Raw genomic sequence first — 19,564 nt, forward strand, 5'->3', positions numbered from 1 at the left:
CACGGGGTTGCGTGGTGCCGGAGCCGGTGCGGGCGCATCAGGTACGCCTCCTGACGGACCGCCGGGAGAGGTGACGGGTGTCGAGCCCGGACAGGCCGCGGACGGCGACATATGCCTTCTCGTGGCCGGGCAGGGACACCCGGCCGCGCAGCACGGCCTCGGGGTCGCGTTCGATGCGGTCGAGCAGACGCCGGTAGATGCCGGCCATCGCGGCGACACAGGCGCCGCTGCGCCGGTCGAGCATGGGAAGGAGCCGGTACCCCTCGGCGAACAGGGCCCGAGCGCGCCGGACCTCGAAGTGGACGAGGCCGTCGAAGTCGGCGCCGGCCGGCGGGGTGTCGCGGTGGAAGCCGTCACCGCAGCCGAACTTGGCCAGGTCGTCGGCGGGCAGGTAGGTCCGCCCGTTGCCGGCGTCCTCCCGTACGTCGCGGAGGATGTTCGTGAGCTGGAGCGCCAGTCCCAGGGTGTCGGCGTACTCGGAGGCGCGGTCGGCGCCCGGTGCGCCCGGCTGGGTGCCGAAGACGCCGAGCGAGAGTCGTCCGATGGCGCCCGCGACGCACCGGCAGTAGACCTTCAGGTCGTCCCAGGTCTCGTAGGTCGCGCCGCGCACGTCCATGAGGACCCCGTCGATCAGCTCGTCGAGGCCGCCGAGCGGGATCGGGAAACGGCGCGCGGCGTCGGCGAGGGCGACCGCGACGGGGTCGGTGTCGTCCTCGTCGATCGCGCCTTCGCGGATCCGTCCCAGGAGTGCGCGGGTCCCTTCGAGCCGGTCGTGCTTGGTCTCCGGCGGGAGACCGCCGTCGCCGATGTCGTCGACCCGCCGGGAGAACGCGTACAGGGCCGACATGGCCTGCCGCTTCTCGGCCGGCAGCAGGCGGATCCCGTAGGCGAAGTTACGGGCCTGCTGTCCGGTGACGGCCTCGCAGTAGCTGTACGCGGCCTGTACCGGCGCGGACATCTCCGTCTGTCCCTCCACGGTCCGGCTCACCCCTCTCTCCGCGCCGTGAGCAGGACCGTTCCGGCTCGGCGCATCAGACTCGGTTTGGTGGGCCTGGGCGGCCCCGTCAGGACGTCGAACCCGCCTCCGGCGGCGGCGACCGCGTCGAGCGCGGCGTGCCCCCCGGCCGTGAACCCGGCGAGCAGCAGGCGCAGCCTGCCGTGGACGCTGCCGACGAGCGGGGTACCGTCGTCCAGCAGCGCGCGGGCGCGGGCGGCCTCGAAGGCGATCAGGGCCCGCACGGACGCGCAGGCGGTGGGGCGGGCGAGGTCGTCCTCGGTGACGTGGAAGCGCTTCATGTCCTCGGCGGGCAGGTAGATCCGGTCGCGGCCGAGGTCCTCGGCGACGTCCTGGAGGTGTTCGACGATCTGGAGGGCGGTACAGATCGCGTCGGAGCGGCGGACCCGCTCCGGGGTGGCCGTCCCGGTGATGCCGAGGACGAGGCGGCCGACGGGGTTCGCGGAGAGCGCGCAGTACGCGAGGAGGTCGTCGTAGGTCTCGTAGCGGCGGACCAGCTGGTCTTGGCGGTTGGCGGCGACCAGGCCGAGGAAGGGCGCGGGGTCCAGCGCGTGACGCCGCACGGTCGGCTGGAGGGCCCGCAGCAGCGGGTGGCGCGGTGTGGAGGCGAAGACGCGGCGCAGGTCGGCCTCGAAGGCGTCCAGCATCGCGAGCCGGTCCTCGGCCCGCTCGGGCGGGACACCGAGGTGACGGGCGTCGGCGCCGCCGGGGGCCAGGTCGCCGTCGCCGATGTCGTCGACCAGGCGTGCGAAACCGTAGACCGCCATGAGGTCGTCGCGCCAGGCCCGCGGCAGGAAGAAGGGGGCCACCGGGAAGTTCTCGTCCGCGGCCTTGTCGAGCGTGGCGCGCGGGGAGGCATCGCGGCGCGCCTGCCGGATTCGCGTCACGGGGCGCTGCCCGACGCGGGGACGGCGACACCCTCGTGGAGCTGGAGATTTCGCGTCATGGCCGTCACATCTCCTGTTCTACACTGCCGATCCGATCCATCCTATTTCGGACACGCCACCGGCTTCCCTGGAGGGATCACCGCCTGACGGCCGGGATGCCTGGTGCCGCGTCAGGCGACCTTCGCCCTGTCACGACGCCCGGCACGGCGACTCGCGGCCTTGCCGGATGCGGCACCAGGGAGTATCGCCCCACTTGCCACGAATCAGCACCGGTACAGCTTACGTGGTACAGCGCCCGGTGCCGCGCCGGGGTCGCGGACTCCTTGCCAGGACATCACATGCCGGACCAACGCTCCCACCCAGCGCGGGAGTTCACCCGTCCGTGGTTTCGGTTCGGGCTTCGCACGCGGTGCGCCCGGCCCGTACACCGGAGACGACCATGGCGAGGGTGCTCTCGACGACGTCGTCGCGACGCCACGCCGGCAGCCGCCGCAGCGGGCCGTCCAGCAGCAGGAGTGACAGTCCGTGCACGGCCGAACACGCGGCGGCCTCGGTGTCCGGGCGGGACGCCGGCGGGACATGGCCGGCCCGTGCGAGGGTCGCCAGGGCGTCCGCGAGCAGGGTGAACGCTCGGATCTCCGGCTCCGGCTTCGACACGCGTCCCCCGGTGGCCCACGCCTCCCCGCAGGCGGGCCGCGGGGTGCAGAAGGCCGCCCGGTAGAGGCCCGGCTGGTCCAGTGCGAAGCCGACGTAGGCGCGGCCGAGCGCGGCGAGCCGGACTTCGGCCGCCACGGCGGGGTCGTCCGCTCGGCAGACGCGGGCGGCGGCGGCCCGTTCCATGGCGTCGGCGAGCTCCCGCTGGGCATGGATCTTGACGGCGCTGAGCAGCTCGCCCTGGCCGTCGAAGTGCCGGTAGGCGGCGGTGGGCGAGACACAGACACGACGGGCGGCCTCGCGCAGGACGACCCGCTCCGGGCCGCCTTCGCGGGCGAGGTCGACGGCCGCGCAGATCAGCGCGTTGCGCAGGTCGCCGTGGTGATAGGACTTTCCTCCCGAGATCGCTGCCATGGCGTCATCCTGCCCGATGTTGACCCCATGAACATTCCGGGCGGGTCAGGACGCGCCCGGAACCGGACACCCCCCTCCGGCCGGGGCCGGAGGGGGGTGGGTGGGGCAGGGCGGGGAGGGTTTCGCGCCTGGGCCCGGCCGGAACGGACCGGGGTCCGGCTACTTCCCGGTCTCCCGCTCGTAGGCCCGCAGGACCTCCTCGGTGGGGCCGTCCATCAGCAGCTCGCCCTTCTCCAGCCACAGGACCCGGTCGCAGGTGTCCCTGATCGACTTGTTGCTGTGGCTGACCAGGAAGACCGTGCCTGCCTCCTTGCGCAGCTCGCGGATGCGCTCCTCGGAACGGATCTGGAAGGCCCGGTCGCCGGTGGCGAGCGCCTCGTCGATCATGAGGACGTCGTGGTTCTTGGCCGCGGCGACGGCGAAGCGAAGGCGGGCTCCCATGCCGGAGGAGTAGGTCCGCATCGGCAGGCTGATGAAGTCGCCCTTCTCGTTGATGCCGGAGAAGTCGACGATCTGCTGGTAGCGGCTGCGGATCTCCTCGCGGCTCATTCCCATGGCCAGGCCGCCGAGTATCACGTTCCGCTCACCGGTCAGATCGTTCATCAGCGCCGCGTTGACACCCAGGAGCGAGGGCTGGCCGTCGGTGTAGACCTTGCCGTGTTCCGTGGGGAGGAGGCCGGCGATGGCCCGCAGCAGCGTCGACTTGCCGGAGCCGTTGGTACCGATGAGACCGATGGCCTCGCCGCGGTAGGCGGTGAAGGAGACCCCGCGCACGGCGTGCACCTTGCGCACGCCCCGGGCGGCCGACGGGGCACTCCCCTTGCGGCGGCGGCCGAGTATCCGGCTCAGTGCGGCCGTGGCACTGCCCTTGCCGCCGCTGCCGCCGTTGACCCGGTAGACGATGTGGACGCCGTCCGCGATGACGGTGGGAACGCGTTCCCCGGTGACGTTGTCAGCCACGGCCGTACCTCTCCTCGGCCTTCCAGAAGTAGACGAAACCGGCGAGGCCGACCAGCACGGCCCAGGCCAGCGCGGCGATCCAGACGTGTGGCGGCAGGTTGGACGAGTCGTATTTGTCGATCAGCGCGAAGCGGATCAGGTCCATGAAGAGGGCCGCCGGGTTGTACATCAGGACGTCGGCGATCCAGGCCGGCTTGTCCGCGAGCATCACCGGGATCGAGAACATGACACCGGAGCCGTACATCCAGGTGCGCATGATGAACGGCATCAGCTGGGCGAGGTCCGGGGTCTTGCTGCCCAGCCGCGCCATGATCAGGGCCAGGCCCACGTTGAAGACGAACTGGAGCCCCAGGGCGGGCAGCAGGAGCAGCCAGCTCAGCGAGGGGTAGCTGCCGAAGGCGACCGCGATGGCGATCAGCACGACCATCGAGAACAACAGCTGCTGGAGCTGTTGGAGCGCGAAGGAGATGGGCAGCGAGGCCCGGGGGAAGTGCAGCGCCCGTACCAGGCCGATGTTGCCCGAGATGGCCCGGACACCCGCCATCACCGAGCTCTGGGTGAAGGTGAACACGAAGACGCCGGTGACCAGGAACGGCACATACACGTCCCGGGACATGCCCCGGTCGGCGTTCAGGATGAGACCGAAGATCAGGAAGTAGACCATCGCGTTGAGGAGCGGGGTCACCACCTGCCACAGCTGCCCGAGCTTCGCCTGGCTGTACTGGGCGGTGAGCTTCGCCTGGGAGAAGGCCAGGATGAAATGGCGCCGCCCCCACAGCTGGCGGATGTATTCCAGGAGCCCCGGCCGGGCCCCGCTGACAGCCAGGCCGTACTTCGCGGCCAGCGCGGCCGGGGACAGGCCGTCGTCAGCGGACGGCGGGGCGCTCGTCGCGACCGCGCCGTCGTGGGTCGTGTCACTCACAAGTCGAAACTTTCGTATCCAAGATGCGCGGCAAGGCGGGAGCACGCCGTCAGACGACGGGCGGGCGTCCCAGTCGGGTCAGCCGCCACACCGTACGCCACTTCATGGGACGGCGCGGCCCGCACGAGGCGGTCCAGCCTTCCCTGAAGCCGCCGAACCACGCCTTGAGGGCGGGAAAGGAGGGCCGTCGCGCCAGAGTGAGCAGCAGCCAGACGCCGAGGTAGACCGGCACCAGGGGTGCGGGCAGATTGCGGCGTGCCAGCCACACTCGGTTGCGAGCCACGTTGTAGTGATAGGTCGCGTGCCGGGACGGCGGAGTGGTGGGGTGGAGCAGCACCATGTCGGAACGGTAGTCGATCATCCAGTCCGCGTCGAGGGCCCGCCAGGCGAGATCCGTCTCCTCATGGGCGTAGAAGAACGTGTCCGGGAGCCCTCCGACCTCGGTGAACACCTTGCGGCGGACGGCGTTGGCCCCGCCGAGGAAGGTGGTCACACGCGAGGAGCGCATCGGGTCGGCGGCCCGCAGCCGGGGCACGTGCCGGCGCTGGGTCAGTCCGGTCTCCGGGTCCGCGATCCGGAAGCTGATGATGCCGAGCCGGGGGTCGGCGGTGAACGCCTGGCGGACCAGTTCGGCCGTGTCGGCGTGGGCGAGCAGTCCGTCGTCGTCCAGGAACAGCAGGGCGTCCACGGGACCGCACGGGCCGTCGGGGCCGAACGCCTGGATGCCGACGTTGCGGCCCGCGGGGATGCCGACGTTCTCGGGCAGGTCGATGGTGTGGACGCCGTCCGGGACCCCGGTGACGGGGGCGCCGTTGCCGACGACCACGACCTCGACCGGGTCGCCGTCCTGTTTGGCGACCGAGTCGAGAAGAGCGCGCAGGTCGTCGGGCCGGTTGCCCATGGTGATGATGACGGCGCCCAGTTTCATCGGGGTACTCACGCGGGTCCTCACTTCAGCCGGCTCGACGCCAAGATCGACACGAGGTGCAGCACGGTCTGGAGCATCGCGATACCGGCGAGCACGGCGACACCGAGCCGCGTGAAGAAGAGATCGCCGCGCACCTGGTCCACGACCGCCAGGGCGAGGATCAGCAGGGACGCCTCGACCCCGAGCACCAGTCGGTGGAACTTCAGCGCGGCGGCGGCCTTGCGGGCCAGTGCCATGCCGGACGAGCGCGGCTCGGACGCCGCCTCCTGCACGGGCGGCAGCCCGCCCTGGTGCCGGGCCACGCCGACCAGGTCGGTCTCGGCCTTGATCAGGATCGCGCCGAGGGCCGCGAGCGTGCCGAGGAACGCCCAGAGCCAGTCGATCCGTCCGGTGCCCCACAGGTCGGCGGCGCGCAGGCCGAAACCGACCAGGACCGCGGCGTCGCACAGGTAGGCGCCGACCCGGTCAAGGTAGACGCCGCCGAGCGAGAACTGCTGCTTCCAGCGCGCGACCTCGCCGTCGACGCAGTCGAGCAGCAGGTAGAGCTGGACCATGAGCACGCCGAGGACCGCGCCCCAGACACCCGGCACGAGGAGGGCCGGGGCGGCGAGGACGCCGAACAGGGTCATCAGGTAGGTCAGCTGATTCGGCGTGACCCGGGTGTTCACCAGGTGGCGGTCGACGCGCAGCGAGATCTCCCGCATGTAGAGCCGGCCGGCCCAGTGCTCACCGCTCCGCCGGTCCTTCACGCCCGGAGGGTGAACGACCGGCCGGAGCTCAGCTACCGATGGCTTTTGCATAGTCGGCGTACGCGTCCCTGATCTGGTCGTCGGACAGGTCGAGGTGTTCGAGGATGGTGAAGCGGCCCGGCCGGGTCTGCGGGGCGAAGGACACCGCGCGGACGAACTCGTCCACGCTGAAGCCGATCTCCTCCGGCAGGACGGGGAGCCCGTGGCGGCGCAGCGTCTCGACGATCCGCAGCGAGCCGTCCGCGGCACCGCGCAGGTGCATCGCGAAGGCCGCGCCGAGGCCGCACTGCTCGCCGTGGCTGGCCGCGCGCTGGGGGTACAGCAGGTCGAAGGCGTGGCTGATCTCGTGGCAGGCGCCGGAGGACGGGCGCGTGTCCCCGCTGATCGACATGGCGATACCGGACATGACCAGGCCCTCGGAGAGCGTGACCAGGAAGTCGTCATCGCCGACGCCGCCGGGGTGGCGGAGCACCGCCTCACCGGCGCTGCGGGCCATGGCCGCGGCCAGACCGTCGACCGGCTCGCCCGTCTCCCGGTGGGAGAGTTCCCAGTCCGCGATGGCGGAGAGATTGGACACGGCGTCGCCGATTCCGGAGCGGACGAAGCGCGCCGGGGCGTCCCGGATCACGTCGAGGTCGATGACCAGCGCGATCGGGGTCGGTACGCCGTAGGAGCCGCGGCCGTTGTCGTTGTCCAGGGTGGAGACCGGCGAGCAGATGCCGTCGTGCGACAGGTTCGTGGCGATGGCGACCAGCGGCAGCCCGACCCGGGCCGCCGCGTACTTCGTCACGTCGATGATCTTGCCGCCGCCGAGGGCCACCACGGCGTCGTACCGCTTGCCGCGCATGGCGTCGGCGAGCTTGACGGCGGCGTCGATGGTGCCGCCGCCGACCGGGTACCAGTCGGCACCCGGGAGCTCCGGGGCGAACCGGTCACGCAGTTTCAGGCCGGAGCCGTCGCTGATGGCGACGGCGATGCGGCCGTTGCTGGAGATCCGCTGGTCCGCCAGGAGCGCCGACAGGTCGTCCAGCGCTCCTCGGCGGATGTCGACGACGACCGGCGACGGGATGAGCCGGGTCAGTACTGGCACGCGATGTCACGGCCCTTCGCCAGGTCGTCGTGGTTGTCGATCTCGACCCACTTGACGTCGCCGATGGGCTCCACGTCGATGGTGACGCCGCGGTTCACGAGCTCCTGGTAGCCGTCCTCGTAGTACAGGTCGGGGTCGCGCTCGAAGGTGGCCTTGAGGGCGTCGGCGAGCTCCTCGGCGGCCTCGGGCTCGATGAGGGTGACACCGATGTACTCGCCGGTCGCGGTCGCCGGGTCCATCAACTTGGTGATCTTCCGGACGCCCTTGCCCTCGGCGGTGATGACCTTCATCTCCTCGTCGGCGAGGTTCTTCACCGTGTCGAGGGCGAGGATGATCCGCCGGCCCTCGCCGCGCGCGGCGAGCAGGGTCTTCTCGACGGAGACCGGGTGCACGGTGTCGCCGTTGGCGAGGATGACGCCCTTCTTCAGGACCTCACGGGCGCACCACAGGGAGTAGGCGTTGTTCCACTCCTCGGCCTTGTCGTTGTCGATCAGCGTGATGCTGACGCCGTACCGGGCCTCCAGGGCCTCCTTGCGGTCGTACACGGCCTCCTTGCGGTAGCCGACGACGATGGCGACCTCGGTGAGGCCGACCTCCGCGAAGTTCTTCAGGGTCAGGTCGAGGACCGCGGTGTCGCCGTCGACCGGCACGAGGGCCTTCGGGAGCGTGTCGGTGTAGGGGCGCAGACGCCGTCCGGCACCGGCTGCCAAAACAAGGCCAATCATGCTGTTTCTCCTTCGTCATGTACGGCGGGTGCTCCGGAGGACACCCAGAAGCGGATGGACTCCGCGAGCACCACCAGCGCGATGGCGACCGCGAGAGCGGTGAGCGCCAGGGTGAAGTCGTCGCCGCGGCTCGCGAGCAGGGCGGCGAGGACGGTCACCACGAGGGTGCGGCCCTCGTGACCGCCGAGGGTGCGCACCAGCCAGGCGGGCGGCGCGCCGGTGCCGCCGCGGATGCGGTACACCGTGTCGTAGTGATGGTAGGCGACCGCCGCGACCAGCCCGAATGCGGCGGGCAGCACTCCGTCGGCGTCCGCCTTCACGGCGAGGACCAGGACGGTGGTGTACTCGGCGGCGCGGAAGAACGGGGGGACGAGCCAGTCGAGGGCGCCCTTCAGGGGGCGGGCCACGGCAAGGCCGGCGGTCATGGCGTACAGCACGGCGACGGCGATCAGGCGCGGGTCGCCGAAGGGGACGAAGAGCGCGCCGCCGACCATCAGCAGGGCGCCGAGCGCGGCGACGTAGAGCGGGCCGGCGGCGCCGGTCCGGCCGTGCAGCAGGCGGGCCTGGAGCTCGGCGAGGGGTCCGGAGTCGGCGAGGTCCGCGAGGGCCCGGGCGGCCCGGTCCGTCCGCCCGCGGGCGGGACCCCCCGTCTTCCGGGGCAGGGAACGCAGGACGCGGCCGGCGGTGGTGTAGAGGGCGCCGAAGGCGCAGCCGACGAGGAGCACCCAGAAGACGATCCGCGGGGTGGTGAGGGCGGTGAGGACCGCGATCAGCGCCCAGCGCTCGCCGATCGGCAGGATGATCATCCGGCGCAGCCAGACGGTCCAGCCGACGTCGTCCAGCCGGCTGGAGAGGGCCGCCGTGGGGCTCGTGTTCGCCGTGGCGTCGTGGTTGGCCTCGTTGAAGGAGAAGTCCACGACGTGGCGGCAGGTCATCAGGATCATCGAGCCGAGCGCCAGGGCCCAGACGTCGCCCCCGTCGCGTGCGGCGCCGAGGGCGAGTCCCGCGTAGAACGCGTACTCCTTGACGCGGTCGAAGGTGGCGTCGAGCCAGGCGCCCATCGTCGAGTAGCGGAGCGCGTAGCGGGCGAGCTGCCCGTCGGTGCAGTCCAGGACGAAGGAGACCAGCAGCAGGACGCCGGCGGCGACGTAGCCGCCGCGCTCGCCGGTCGCGGCGCAGCCCGCCGCGATCAGCGCGGTGACCAGTGAGGCGGTGGTGACCTGATTGGGGGTCAGTCCGTGACGGGCGCACCAGCGGGCGATGTAGCGCGAGTAGGGGCTGACGCAGAAGGTCGTGAAGAAGCCGTCGTGGGCCTTCACGGCGGAGCGCAGGCGCACGGCCTCGTCGTCGACGGCGTCGACGGCGGCGCGGGCGGCGTGAGCGGCCCCGGCGTCGGCCGGGACGGCGGCGACGAGGGTGCCGAGCGCGGGCCGGTGGACGGGGACGCCGTCGGCTTCGAGGGCGGCGGCGACACCACCGGGCAGGCTGTCGTCCGGCGCGTCCTGCCCGGCGGCCGGGGCGGGGGTGGCGGCGGGGCCGGGTACGGCGACGGGGGCGCCGGTCAGCGCGCGGGCCAGCGCGGCACGAGCCTCGGGCCGCGCGCCGAGCACGCCGGGTACGGCGGCGGCGGGGAAACGGGGGTCGGTGAGGGCCAGACGCAGGGCGTGGCGGTGTCCGACGAACCGGGGGTCGACGAGCGCGACCCGCTCGCCGGCCGGGACGGTGGCCAGCAGCACGGTCGCCTCCTGCGGACCGGAGGCGACCTTGACGTCGAAGCCGAGCGACCTCAGATCGCCGTCGAGCGACGATCCGGGTGCCGGCTGGCCGGTGAGGATGGCGGTCGACAGGACGAACTCACTCCTTGGAGCTGACGGGCGGACCCTCGGGGCCACGGGCGGACGGCCTCGGGCACGGTGATGCGGCCCGGCACCGGGCGGCGGCACGTCGGCTGAGGCTATCGGATGGACGAAAGCGCGAGTTCACCGAGGCTTTGCGGGGAGGACTCCCCGGGGCTTCCCGGCATCGGCCCGGGTACGCGTCTCCGTACGGCGATCATCATGAGCGATCGGCGCCCCGCCTCACAAACCACGCCCGGGTCCCGCCCTGCGTCGGCGGCTTCGGGTACGGCTCCCGGTGTCGCGGCGGGAGGTCGCCGGACCGCCGACCTGTGTCCGTCTCCGCAGGTCAGAGCATATGACAACGGTGTTCAGTGCCGTGTTGCAGATACCCCCCACCCGTAGTTCACTTGCGAGTCGGGGCACGCGGACGAACACGACCGGGAGGCGTTGGCATGGGGGCTGGACACGACCACGGGCACCAGCACGGAGGGCCGCCGCCGACCGGCACGGCCGCCGCCGCCTACCGGGGGCGGCTGCGGATCGCGCTGGCGATCACGCTCTCCGTGATGGTGGTCGAGATCGTCGGCGGACTCGTGGCCGACTCGCTGGCGCTGATCGCCGACGCGGCACACATGGCGACGGACGCGGTCGGCCTGGCGCTGGCGCTGCTGGCGATCCACTTCGCCAACCGGCCGCCTTCGGCGAACCGCACCTTCGGCTTCGCGCGGGCCGAGATCCTCGCGGCACTGGCCAACTGCCTGCTGCTGCTCGGCGTCGGCGGCTACGTGCTGTACGAGGCGGTCCAGCGGTTCATCGAACCGGTGGAGACCCGAGGCGGCCTGACGATCGCGTTCGCGCTCGTCGGCCTGGTCGCCAACATGATCTCGCTCTCGCTGCTGGTGCGGGGCCAGAAGGACAGCCTCAACGTGCGCGGCGCCTACCTGGAAGTGCTCGCGGACGCGCTCGGCTCGGTGACGGTGCTCATCTCGGCGGGCGTCATCCTGGCCACCGGCTGGACCTACGCGGACCCGATCGCCTCGATCGTCATCGGCCTGATGATCGTGCCGCGGACGGTGAAGCTGCTGCGCGAGACGTTGGAGGTACTGCTGGAGTCGGCACCGAAGGGCGTCGACATGACGGAGGTCCGGGCGCACATCCTGGCGCTGCCGGGCGTGGAGGACGTCCACGACCTGCACGCCTGGACGATCACCTCCGGGATGCCCGTGCTCTCCGCCCACGTGGTGGTGGACCAGGCCGCGCTGGACGCGGTGGGGCACGAGAAGATGCTGCACGACCTCCAGGGTTGCCTGGGCTCGCACTTCGACGTGGAGCACTGCACCTTCCAGCTGGAGCCGGCCGGTCACGCGGCGCACGAGGCCGGGCTCTGCCTCTGAGAGCCTGGCGGCCGAAGGCCACCCGACAGGCTCCGAGGCCCGGCGCCGCCCCGGCCGGGCGGAGGGTCCGGGTTCGCACAGCTGTCCGCATACGGGATCAGGCCAGTTTCCGGGGGTTCGGCCCTGCCATGATGGGGGGCACCCCCGGGCGGCTCCGTTGCCCGGCCAGGGGGAACCGCGCACGGTCCGACGGCGTCCGGCGCCCGGGTCCACCGCCGCTCCGGTCCGGCCCGATGTACTCCGGTGGGGGCGGGAGCGGTGATGTCCGGCCGCCGAAGTACGGACAAGCCGCTTTTGTACGGCAGACTGAGGGGGCCTCACCCGGGCCGAGGACCGAAGCGAAGGATGGGTATGCCGACCACACCAGCCACCGCGGCACAGAGCTCGCCGAACGGACTCCCGTCGAACGCGGCGTCCGCGAAGGGCGCCGAGGCGCCGATCATGCTGGAGCTGGTCGACGAGGACGGCAACACCGTCGGGACGGCGGAGAAGCTCGCCGCCCACCAGGCTCCGGGGCAGCTGCACCGGGCGTTCTCCGTCTTCCTCTTCGACGCGTCGGGGCGGCTGCTGCTCCAGCGCCGCGCCCTGGGCAAGTACCACTCCCCCGGGGTCTGGTCGAACACCTGCTGCGGACACCCCTACCCGGGCGAGGCGCCGTTCGCCGCCGCCGCCCGGCGCACCTACGAGGAGCTGGGCGTCTCGCCCTCGCTGCTCGCGGAGGCGGGCACGGTCCGCTACAACCACCCGGACCCGGCGTCGGGCCTGGTGGAGCAGGAGTACAACCACCTCTTCGTCGGCATGGTGCAGGCCGAGCCGAGCCCGGACCCCGAGGAGATCGGGGAGACCGCGTTCGTGACGGCCGGGGAGCTGGCCGAGCGCCACGCCACCGCACCCTTCTCCGCCTGGTTCATGACGGTCCTGGACGCGGCGCGCCCGGCGGTCAGGGAGCTGACAGGTCCGGCCGGGGGCTGGTGAGACCGGACGGAACGTTTCCCGGACCGGCGGGTCCGGGACCGGCGGGTCCGGGGGCCGCGTCGGCCACCGGTACGGCCCCGGGGGCGGGCAGCGCCCCCGGCTCCGGAAGCGTCTCCGGCACCACCGCGGACGCGGGACCCGGCTCGCGCGGGACCAGCGGCAGCGCGGCCCAGATGATCTTTCCGCCGCTCGCGGTGTGCTCGACGTCACAGACACCGCCCGCCGCCAGCGCGGTCTCCCGCACCAGGAGCAGGCCCCGGCCACCGGTCTGTCCGTAGTCCGCCTCCAGCGCCTTGGGCCGGTAGGGATGGTTGTCCTCGACGGACAACCTGATCCACTCGGCACCGATGGCCACCTCCACCGCGACCTCCGGGGAGAGCAGGGCTGCGTGCTTGACCGCGTTGGTGACCAGCTCCGAGACGATCAGGAGCAGCCCCTGCGCGGTGTCCTCGTCGACGGGGACACCCTGACGGACCAGGAGGTCGCGCACGGCGCGCCGGGCCTGCGGAACGGAGACGTCGACCGCGGGAGCGGTGAAGCGCCAGACCCCTTCGTAGGACGGTGGCCGCGCGGGAACGCTCCCGCGGCTCCCCGTGGTTCTGCTACCGCCCTCGTGCTCGATTGTCGCCACGGGGTCGAGTCTTGGGAATGCTCGGGGCCAGACCGGCATACTGACCAGAAGTAAAAACTTATCGACCGATTTCGACCAGGTGCGTGTGGCCGAGTCAGCTGTTCGACCGTTCCTGAGCTGCTTCTGACGGCTTCGGAGGACCGTGGTACCGGCGCGAGAGGCGTGACCATGCCCACGATCCGCCGTACGGGCTGTCCGGATAGCATCCGGCCATGGAGCCGCAGTTGAAGCAGCGCGTCGCCGACGGCGTCGCCACCCTCGTCATCTCGCACCCCGCGAAACGGAACGCGATGACGGCCTCGATGTGGCGGGCGCTTCCCGAGCTGCTCGGCCCGCTCGCCGCCGACCCCGCGGTCCGGGCCCTGGTGCTGACCGGTGAGGGCGGGACCTTCTGCGCCGGCGCGGACATCTCGACGCTGCGGGAACCGGGTGACGAGCAGCAGGCCCTCGCCGTTCGGGCCGAGGAGTCGCTCGCGCGGTTCCCCAAGCCGACGCTCGCGGCCGTCCGCGGCTACTGTGTGGGCGGCGGGAGCCAGCTCGCCGCGGCCTGCGACCTGCGGTTCGCCGAGGAGGGAGCACGGTTCGGCGTCACCCCGGCGAAGCTCGGCATCGTGTACCCCGCCTCATCGACCCGACGCCTGGCCACGCTCGTCGGGCCGTCGACGGCCAAGTACCTGCTGTTCTCGGGCGAACTGATCGACACGGAACGGGCGCTGCGCACCGGACTGGTCGACGAGGTGCTGCCCGCCGGTGGACTGGACGAGCGGGTGGCCGGCTTCACCCGTGTCCTGGCCGCGCGCTCACGGCTGACCCAGGCAGCGGCCAAGGAGTTCGCGGACGGCCGTACGGACCGCGACGCGCACTGGGCGGAGCAGGCGCGCCACAGCGGCGACACCGCGGAGGGGGTCGCCGCCTTCCTGGAGCGCCGCGCGCCCGACTTCACCTACGGGACGTGACCCCGGCCCCGGACCCGAGCGGGTCCTCCCGGGCGAGGACCCGCTCGGCACGGTCACGCCAGCGCGACACGATCGCGGCCGGTGCCTTGTCGGGCGAACCGGCGTCGTAGGGCGGCTGCGGGTCGTATTCGGTCAGGAGCTGCACGGTCTGCGCCGTGGCGTCGCCCGCGATCCGGCCGAGCAGGTGCAGGGCCATGTCGATGCCGGCGGAGACACCCGCGGCGGTGACGTACTTACCGTCGAAGACGACCCGCTCCCCGGTGGGTTCGGCGCCGAGCGGAACCAGCTCGTCGAGCGCGAGCCAGTGGGAGGTCGCCCGCCGTCCGGACAGCAGGCCCGCACCGGCCAGGACCAGCGAGCCGGTGCAGACCGAGGTGGTCCAGGTGCTGGAGGCGTCCGCGTCACGCAGCCAGTCGAGGATCTCCGGATCGGCCATGGCCTCGCGCGAGCCGGGGCCGCCGGGCACCAGGACGATGTCCGGATCGGGGACCTCGGCGAGGGACCGGTCGGCACGCAGGGCGAGGGTGCCCTGGTCGTTGCGTACGGCGCCGGTCTCCTTGGCGACGAACACGCACTCGGATCCGGGGAGACGGGCGAGGAGTTCGTAGGGGCCGACGGCGTCGAGGGCGGTGAAGCGGTCGTACAGCAGGACGGCGATGCGCATGGCTGGCCTTTCGGGCTTCGGGCTTCGGGCTTCGGGCTTCGGGCTTCGGGCTTCGGGGCAGCGGGCTTCGGGGCAGCGCGCACCGCCACCGGGTGTCCGGTGAGCACCGTGCGGGGCGGTCGCCGCGCGGGTGCGGCAAACGACGGACGGGGCGGGCTTCGGCCCGCGCGCGGTCAGCGAGCGGTCGCCACCGGGGCGTGGAAGCGGCGACGGTACTCCCCCGGCGTGCTGCCGAGGGCCTTCGCGAAGGCGCGGCGCATGGCCTCGGACGTGCCGTATCCGGCGGCCCTGGCGACCTCGCGGACCCCGTCGGAGGTCTCCTCCAGAAGCCTCCGGGCGTGTTCGATCCGGACCCGGTCGACGTAGCGGCCGGGGGTGACGCCCGTCTCCGCCTGAAAGGCGCGGGCGAAGTGGCGGGGAGACAGCCGCACCCGGGCGGCCAGCGACTCGACGGAGAGGTCGTCCCCGGGGTGTTCGGTGATCCACTGCTGGAGGTCGCGCAGCGGTTCGCGCCGAGCGGTCTGGGCGGCGAGCTGGGCGCTGAACTGCGCCTGGTTGCCGGGGCGGCGCAGGAACACCACCAGGTGGCGGGCGATGGCGAGCGCCGAGTCGCGACCGAGATCCTCCTCCACCAGGGCGAGCGCGAGGTCGATGCCCGCGGTGACACCGGCCGAGGTGGAGACCGATCCGTCCCGGACGAAGATCGGCTCCGCCTCGACCGCGACCCGTGGATAGCACCGCGCGAGGTGGTCGCAGACCGCCCAGTGCGTGGTCGCCCGGCGGCCGTCGAGCAGTCCGGCCCCGGCGAGCAGCAAGGCGCCCGAGCACACCGACACCAGACGCTCGGCGCGCGGGGCGTTCTCCCGCAGCCAGTCGATCAGCCGCGGGTCGGGACGCCGGGTGCCCTCCCCGCCGGGAACGAGCAGGGTGTGCGGCGCCTCACCGTCCGCCGCGCCGGCGAGGGTGGTGTCCGGGAGCAGCCGCAGGCCGCTCGTGGTGCGGACCGGGCCGCCGTCGAGCGAGGCGGTCCGGATCGGGTACACGTCCCGTCCGGCATGGCGGCCGGCTCCGGCGAACACCTCCACCGGTCCGGTGACATCCAGGCTCTGCACGTCGTCGAAGAGCACGGCGAGCACGGGTCGCTTCGTCATGGCTCCATCCTTCGCCGCGGGAGTGGACGGCCGCAATGACGAACAACCCACCTTTCCTGCCCTCGCCGGCGGGCGCCGCGAGGCCCGGGGCGCCGCCTCCGGCCACCCCAAACAGGTCGGCCCCGCCCCGCAGCCCCAGTCCCACCCCAGGGGTTCCGGTCATACCAACCAGTCGGTAACGTGCGGACATGACCTCTCTGCCGCCCCGCGCGGGACGCCGCTGCCACCACGTCCTCAATCCGCTGCACTCCACGGTGTACTTCTCGCCCGACCTGGACCGGGAGTTCCAGGCCCTCGGCTTCGAGGACGCGTCGGCGATGCGGCTGGCCTCGCGCAGCGCCGCGATGGGCGCCGTGGGCGCGGGCACCGTCGCCGCGGCCTTCTACAACTACAACGTCGAGCTGCTCGCCCGGCACCTGCCGTCCGTGTGGGACGTCGCACCGCCGCGGGAGGTGCTCGCGGCCCGGCTGCGGGCCGCGGACAGCACCCTGCGGCGCCTGCTCGGCAAGGAGACGATCGCCTCGCCGGAGATGGCCGAGGCCGCCGAACTGGCCCTGCGCGCCACCGATGCCTGCAGCCGGCATGCCCGCCCGCTCTACTCGGGCCACGCCGATCTCGAGGTGCCCGAGGAACCGCACCTGGCGTACTGGCACGCCGCCACGCTGCTGCGCGAGCACCGCGGGGACGGTCACCTGGTGGCTCTTGTCAACGCCGGTCTCGACCCGCTGGAGGCGCTGGTCAGCCACACCGCCACCGGCATGGGAATGAACCCGCGCTGGGTGCTCGGCAGCCGTGGCTGGAGGCGCGCCGACTGGGAGGCTGCGGCCGGACGGCTGCGGGAGCGCGGGCTCCTCGGCGCCGAGGGCGAACTGACGGCCGAGGGCGCCGCGCTGCGGGACGCCGTGGAGGAGCACACCGACCGCTTGGACGCCGCACCCTACGAGCGTCTCGGCGCGGCCGGGGTCGAGCGCCTGACCGCCCTCGGCAAGGCGTTCCGCGACACCGCCTTCCTGGCGGGCGCCTTCCCCTCGGACCTCAACGGCAAGGGCTGAGCACGGCCGCCTCGCGGGGCGGGGTCGTCCCGGGACGGCGGGGCGGGCGGGCGCCGCGCGCGGAACGGGGTGTGTGCGGCATTCCGGCGGGCGACCCGGCAGAATGCAGTCGCAAGCTTGAGGCACGAGAAGGCGAGTCGGGACACCGTGACGACGTCCATCGAAAGCAGGATCGCCGAGGAACTCGGCGTACGCGAGCGACAGGTGAGGGCGGCCGTCGAACTGCTCGACGGCGGCTCGACCGTGCCGTTCATCGCGCGCTATCGCAAGGAAGCGACCGAGATGCTCGACGACGCGCAGCTGCGCACGCTCGAGGAGCGGCTGCGCTACCTGCGGGAGCTGGAGGACCGGCGGACCGCCATCCTCGAATCCGTCCGCGAACAGGGCAAGCTGACGGCGGAGGTGGAGGCGCGGCTGCGCGAGGCCGAAACCAAGGCCCGCCTCGAGGACATCTACCTGCCCTTCAAGCCCAAGCGGCGCACCAAGGCGCAGATCGCCCGTGAGGCGGGCCTGGAGCCGCTGGCGGAGGGGCTGCTCGCCGATCCGTCGGTGGCTCCGGCCGCCGCTGCGGCGGCCTTCGTCGACGCGGACAAGGGCGTCGGTGATCCGCAGGCCGCGCTGGACGGGGCCCGCGCCATCCTGACGGAGCGGTTCTCCGAGGACGCGGATCTGATCGGCGAGCTGCGGGAGCGGATGTGGGCCCGGGGCCGGCTGGCGGCCCGGGTCCGCGAGGGCAAGGAGGAGGCGGGCGCGAAGTTCGCCGACTACTTCGACTTCGCCGAGCCGTTCACCGCACTGCCCTCGCACCGGATCCTCGCGATGCTGCGCGGCGAGAAGGAGGACGTGCTCACGCTCGAGCTGGAGCCCGAGGAGCCGTCCGACGTGCCCGGCCCGTCCTCGTACGAGGGGACGGTCGCGCACCGCTTCGGTGTCGCGGACCGCGGGCGTCCCGGTGACCGGTGGCTGCTGGATACGATCCGTTGGGCCTGGCGGACCCGGATCCTGGTGCACCTCGGCATCGACCTGCGCCTGCGCCTGCGCACCGCGGCGGAGGACGAGGCGGTACGCGTCTTCGCCGCCAACCTGCGCGACCTGCTGCTCGCCGCCCCGGCCGGGACACGGGCCACGCTGGGCCTGGACCCGGGCTTCCGTACGGGTGTGAAGGTCGCCGTGGTCGACGCGACCGGCAAGGTCGTGGCCACGGACGTCATCCACCCGCATGTACCGGCCAACCGCTGGGACGAGGCGCTGGCGAAGCTCGCCCGGCTGGCGAAGGAGCACGCGGTCGAGCTGGTGGCCATCGGCAACGGCACGGCCTCCCGCGAGACCGACAGGCTGGCGGGCGAACTCGTCGCCGCGCATCCGGAGCTGAACCTGACCAAGGTCATGGTCTCGGAGGCGGGCGCCTCGGTGTACTCCGCGTCCGCGTTCGCCTCGCAGGAACTGCCCGACATGGACGTGTCACTGCGGGGCGCCGTCTCGATCGCGCGGCGGCTCCAGGACCCGCTGGCGGAGCTGGTGAAGATCGACCCGAAGTCGATCGGGGTCGGGCAGTACCAGCACGACCTGTCCGAGGTGAAGCTGTCGCGCTCGCTGGACGCGGTCGTCGAGGACTGTGTGAACGGCGTCGGCGTCGACGTCAACACGGCCTCCGCCCCGCTGCTCTCGCGAGTGTCGGGCATCGGCGCGGGCCTGGCCGAGAACATCGTGGCGCACCGGGACACCAACGGCCCGTTCCGTTCGCGCCGGGCCCTGAAGGACGTGGCACGGCTCGGCCCGAAGGCGTACGAGCAGTGCGCCGGCTTCCTGCGGATCCGGGGCGGCGACGACCCGCTGGACGCGTCGTCCGTCCACCCGGAGGCGTACCCGGTGGTGCGGCGGATGGTGAAGTCGACGAACGCCGAGGTCGCCTCGCTGATCGGCAACGGCGCGGTGCTGCGGTCACTGCGGGCGGGCGACTTCGTGGACGAGCACTTCGGTCTGCCGACGGTCACGGACATCCTGCGCGAGCTGGAGAAGCCGGGCCGGGACCCGCGGCCGGCCTTCCGGACGGCGACCTTCAAGGAAGGCGTAGAGAAGATCGGCGACCTGGTGTCCGGAATGGTCCTGGAGGGCGTGGTCACGAACGTCGCCGCGTTCGGTGCCTTCGTGGACATCGGCGTCCATCAGGACGGGCTGGTGCACGTCTCGGCGATGTCGAAGACCTTCGTCAAGGACCCTCGGGACGTGGTGAAGCCCGGCGACGTGGTGAAGGTGAAGGTGCTGGACGTGGACGTCCCGCGCAAACGGATCTCGCTGACGCTCCGCCTGGAGGACGAGGCGACGGCGGACGCGGGGGCGGGCGCGCCCCGACGCGAGCGCGGCGAGCGCGGTGGCCGGCCGCCGCAGCAGCGCCGCTCGGGCGGCGGGCGTCAGGGCGGCCAGGGCGGCGGGCAGGGCCGCACGGGCCAGGCCGCGGCCCCGGCGAACAGCGCGATGGCGGACGCCCTGCGGAAGGCGGGTCTGCTGAACGAAGGCGGCGGGGGCAAGCGGCAGGGTCGCTGACGCCGGGTCGACGGT

Annotated in this window: 17 protein-coding genes and 1 pseudogene; 5 read left to right on the forward strand and 13 right to left on the reverse strand. The window is 72.5% G+C overall.

The window, feature by feature from the left end:
* Positions 1-37: 37 nt before the first annotated feature.
* From hpnD to OG393_RS03835, 10 genes are all read right to left on the reverse strand, one after another.
* Positions 38-988 (reverse strand): presqualene diphosphate synthase HpnD, encoded by a 951-nt coding sequence (gene hpnD / locus OG393_RS03790; protein WP_327373126.1) that lies wholly within the window; start codon positions 986-988, stop codon positions 38-40.
* A complete protein-coding gene (gene hpnC / locus OG393_RS03795; RefSeq protein WP_327373127.1) occupies positions 985-1,902 on the reverse strand; it encodes a squalene synthase HpnC in 918 nt (305 codons plus the stop codon). Before hpnC ends, hpnD begins: the two co-directional genes overlap by 4 nt.
* A gap of 372 nt (positions 1,903-2,274) precedes the next feature.
* Entirely contained in the window at positions 2,275-2,970 is a 696-nt protein-coding gene (locus OG393_RS03800) for a TetR/AcrR family transcriptional regulator (protein ID WP_327373128.1), read from the reverse strand.
* A gap of 159 nt (positions 2,971-3,129) precedes the next feature.
* Positions 3,130-3,930: an ABC transporter ATP-binding protein gene (locus OG393_RS03805; protein ID WP_327373129.1), complete on the reverse strand. Its 801-nt coding sequence runs from the start codon at positions 3,928-3,930 to the stop codon at positions 3,130-3,132.
* On the reverse strand, positions 3,923-4,852 hold the full coding sequence (locus OG393_RS03810; protein ID WP_327373130.1) for an ABC transporter permease: 930 nt from the start codon (positions 4,850-4,852) through the stop codon (positions 3,923-3,925). Before OG393_RS03810 ends, OG393_RS03805 begins: the two co-directional genes overlap by 8 nt.
* 49 nt (positions 4,853-4,901) lie before the next feature.
* On the reverse strand, positions 4,902-5,780 hold the full coding sequence (locus OG393_RS03815; RefSeq protein ID WP_327378295.1) for a glycosyltransferase family 2 protein: 879 nt from the start codon (positions 5,778-5,780) through the stop codon (positions 4,902-4,904).
* Between the two features lie 20 nt (positions 5,781-5,800).
* Positions 5,801-6,580 carry a CDP-alcohol phosphatidyltransferase family protein gene (locus OG393_RS03820; protein WP_327373131.1) on the reverse strand — a complete coding sequence of 260 codons (780 nt, stop codon included), beginning with the start codon at positions 6,578-6,580 and terminating at the stop codon, positions 5,801-5,803.
* A complete protein-coding gene (locus tag OG393_RS03825; protein ID WP_327373132.1) occupies positions 6,558-7,619 on the reverse strand; it encodes an iron-containing alcohol dehydrogenase family protein in 1,062 nt (353 codons plus the stop codon). The genes OG393_RS03820 and OG393_RS03825 overlap by 23 nt, the downstream gene beginning before the upstream one ends.
* Positions 7,607-8,344, reverse strand: a complete 738-nt coding sequence (locus OG393_RS03830; protein WP_327373133.1) for a phosphocholine cytidylyltransferase family protein — start codon at positions 8,342-8,344, stop codon at positions 7,607-7,609. The genes OG393_RS03825 and OG393_RS03830 overlap by 13 nt, the downstream gene beginning before the upstream one ends.
* The gene (locus OG393_RS03835; RefSeq protein WP_327378296.1) at positions 8,341-10,191 is read right to left on the reverse strand and encodes a DUF5941 domain-containing protein; all 1,851 of its coding nucleotides are present in this window, start codon (positions 10,189-10,191) and stop codon (positions 8,341-8,343) included. Before OG393_RS03835 ends, OG393_RS03830 begins: the two co-directional genes overlap by 4 nt.
* Before the next feature lie 443 nt (positions 10,192-10,634).
* On the opposite strand from OG393_RS03835, the gene OG393_RS03840 reads away from it, so the two are divergent.
* Together OG393_RS03840 and idi are read left to right on the forward strand one after the other, a co-directional pair.
* A complete protein-coding gene (locus tag OG393_RS03840; RefSeq protein WP_327373134.1) occupies positions 10,635-11,576 on the forward strand; it encodes a cation diffusion facilitator family transporter in 942 nt (313 codons plus the stop codon).
* A 351-nt stretch (positions 11,577-11,927) separates the two neighbouring features.
* Entirely contained in the window at positions 11,928-12,551 is a 624-nt protein-coding gene (idi, locus tag OG393_RS03845) for an isopentenyl-diphosphate Delta-isomerase (RefSeq protein WP_327373135.1), read from the forward strand.
* A 148-nt stretch (positions 12,552-12,699) separates the two neighbouring features.
* On the opposite strand, the pseudogene OG393_RS03850 reads toward idi, so the two are convergent.
* Positions 12,700-13,182 (reverse strand): annotated as a pseudogene (locus OG393_RS03850) (ATP-binding protein); the annotation flags it as partial.
* 212 nt (positions 13,183-13,394) lie between these two features.
* On the opposite strand from OG393_RS03850, the gene OG393_RS03855 reads away from it, so the two are divergent.
* Complete coding sequence (locus OG393_RS03855; protein ID WP_327373136.1) at positions 13,395-14,138, forward strand: enoyl-CoA hydratase/isomerase family protein; 744 nt, start codon at positions 13,395-13,397, stop codon at positions 14,136-14,138.
* Here OG393_RS03855 and OG393_RS03860 read toward each other — a convergent pair.
* Positions 14,122-14,802: a DJ-1/PfpI family protein gene (locus OG393_RS03860; RefSeq protein WP_327373137.1), complete on the reverse strand. Its 681-nt coding sequence runs from the start codon at positions 14,800-14,802 to the stop codon at positions 14,122-14,124. The genes OG393_RS03855 and OG393_RS03860 overlap by 17 nt on opposite strands.
* A 173-nt stretch (positions 14,803-14,975) precedes the next feature.
* Positions 14,976-15,953, reverse strand: coding sequence for a GlxA family transcriptional regulator (locus tag OG393_RS03865; RefSeq protein ID WP_327373138.1), 978 nt, complete (start codon positions 15,951-15,953; stop codon positions 14,976-14,978).
* A 188-nt stretch (positions 15,954-16,141) separates the two neighbouring features.
* On the opposite strand from OG393_RS03865, the gene OG393_RS03870 reads away from it, so the two are divergent.
* Together OG393_RS03870 and OG393_RS03875 are read left to right on the forward strand one after the other, a co-directional pair.
* A complete protein-coding gene (locus tag OG393_RS03870; RefSeq protein WP_327373139.1) occupies positions 16,142-17,005 on the forward strand; it encodes an SCO6745 family protein in 864 nt (287 codons plus the stop codon).
* A gap of 147 nt (positions 17,006-17,152) precedes the next feature.
* Positions 17,153-19,549: a Tex family protein gene (locus OG393_RS03875; RefSeq protein ID WP_327373140.1), complete on the forward strand. Its 2,397-nt coding sequence runs from the start codon at positions 17,153-17,155 to the stop codon at positions 19,547-19,549.
* Positions 19,550-19,564: the final 15 nt, after the last annotated feature.

This window comes from Streptomyces sp. NBC_01216 (assembly GCF_035994945.1).
Classification (GTDB): domain Bacteria; phylum Actinomycetota; class Actinomycetes; order Streptomycetales; family Streptomycetaceae; genus Streptomyces.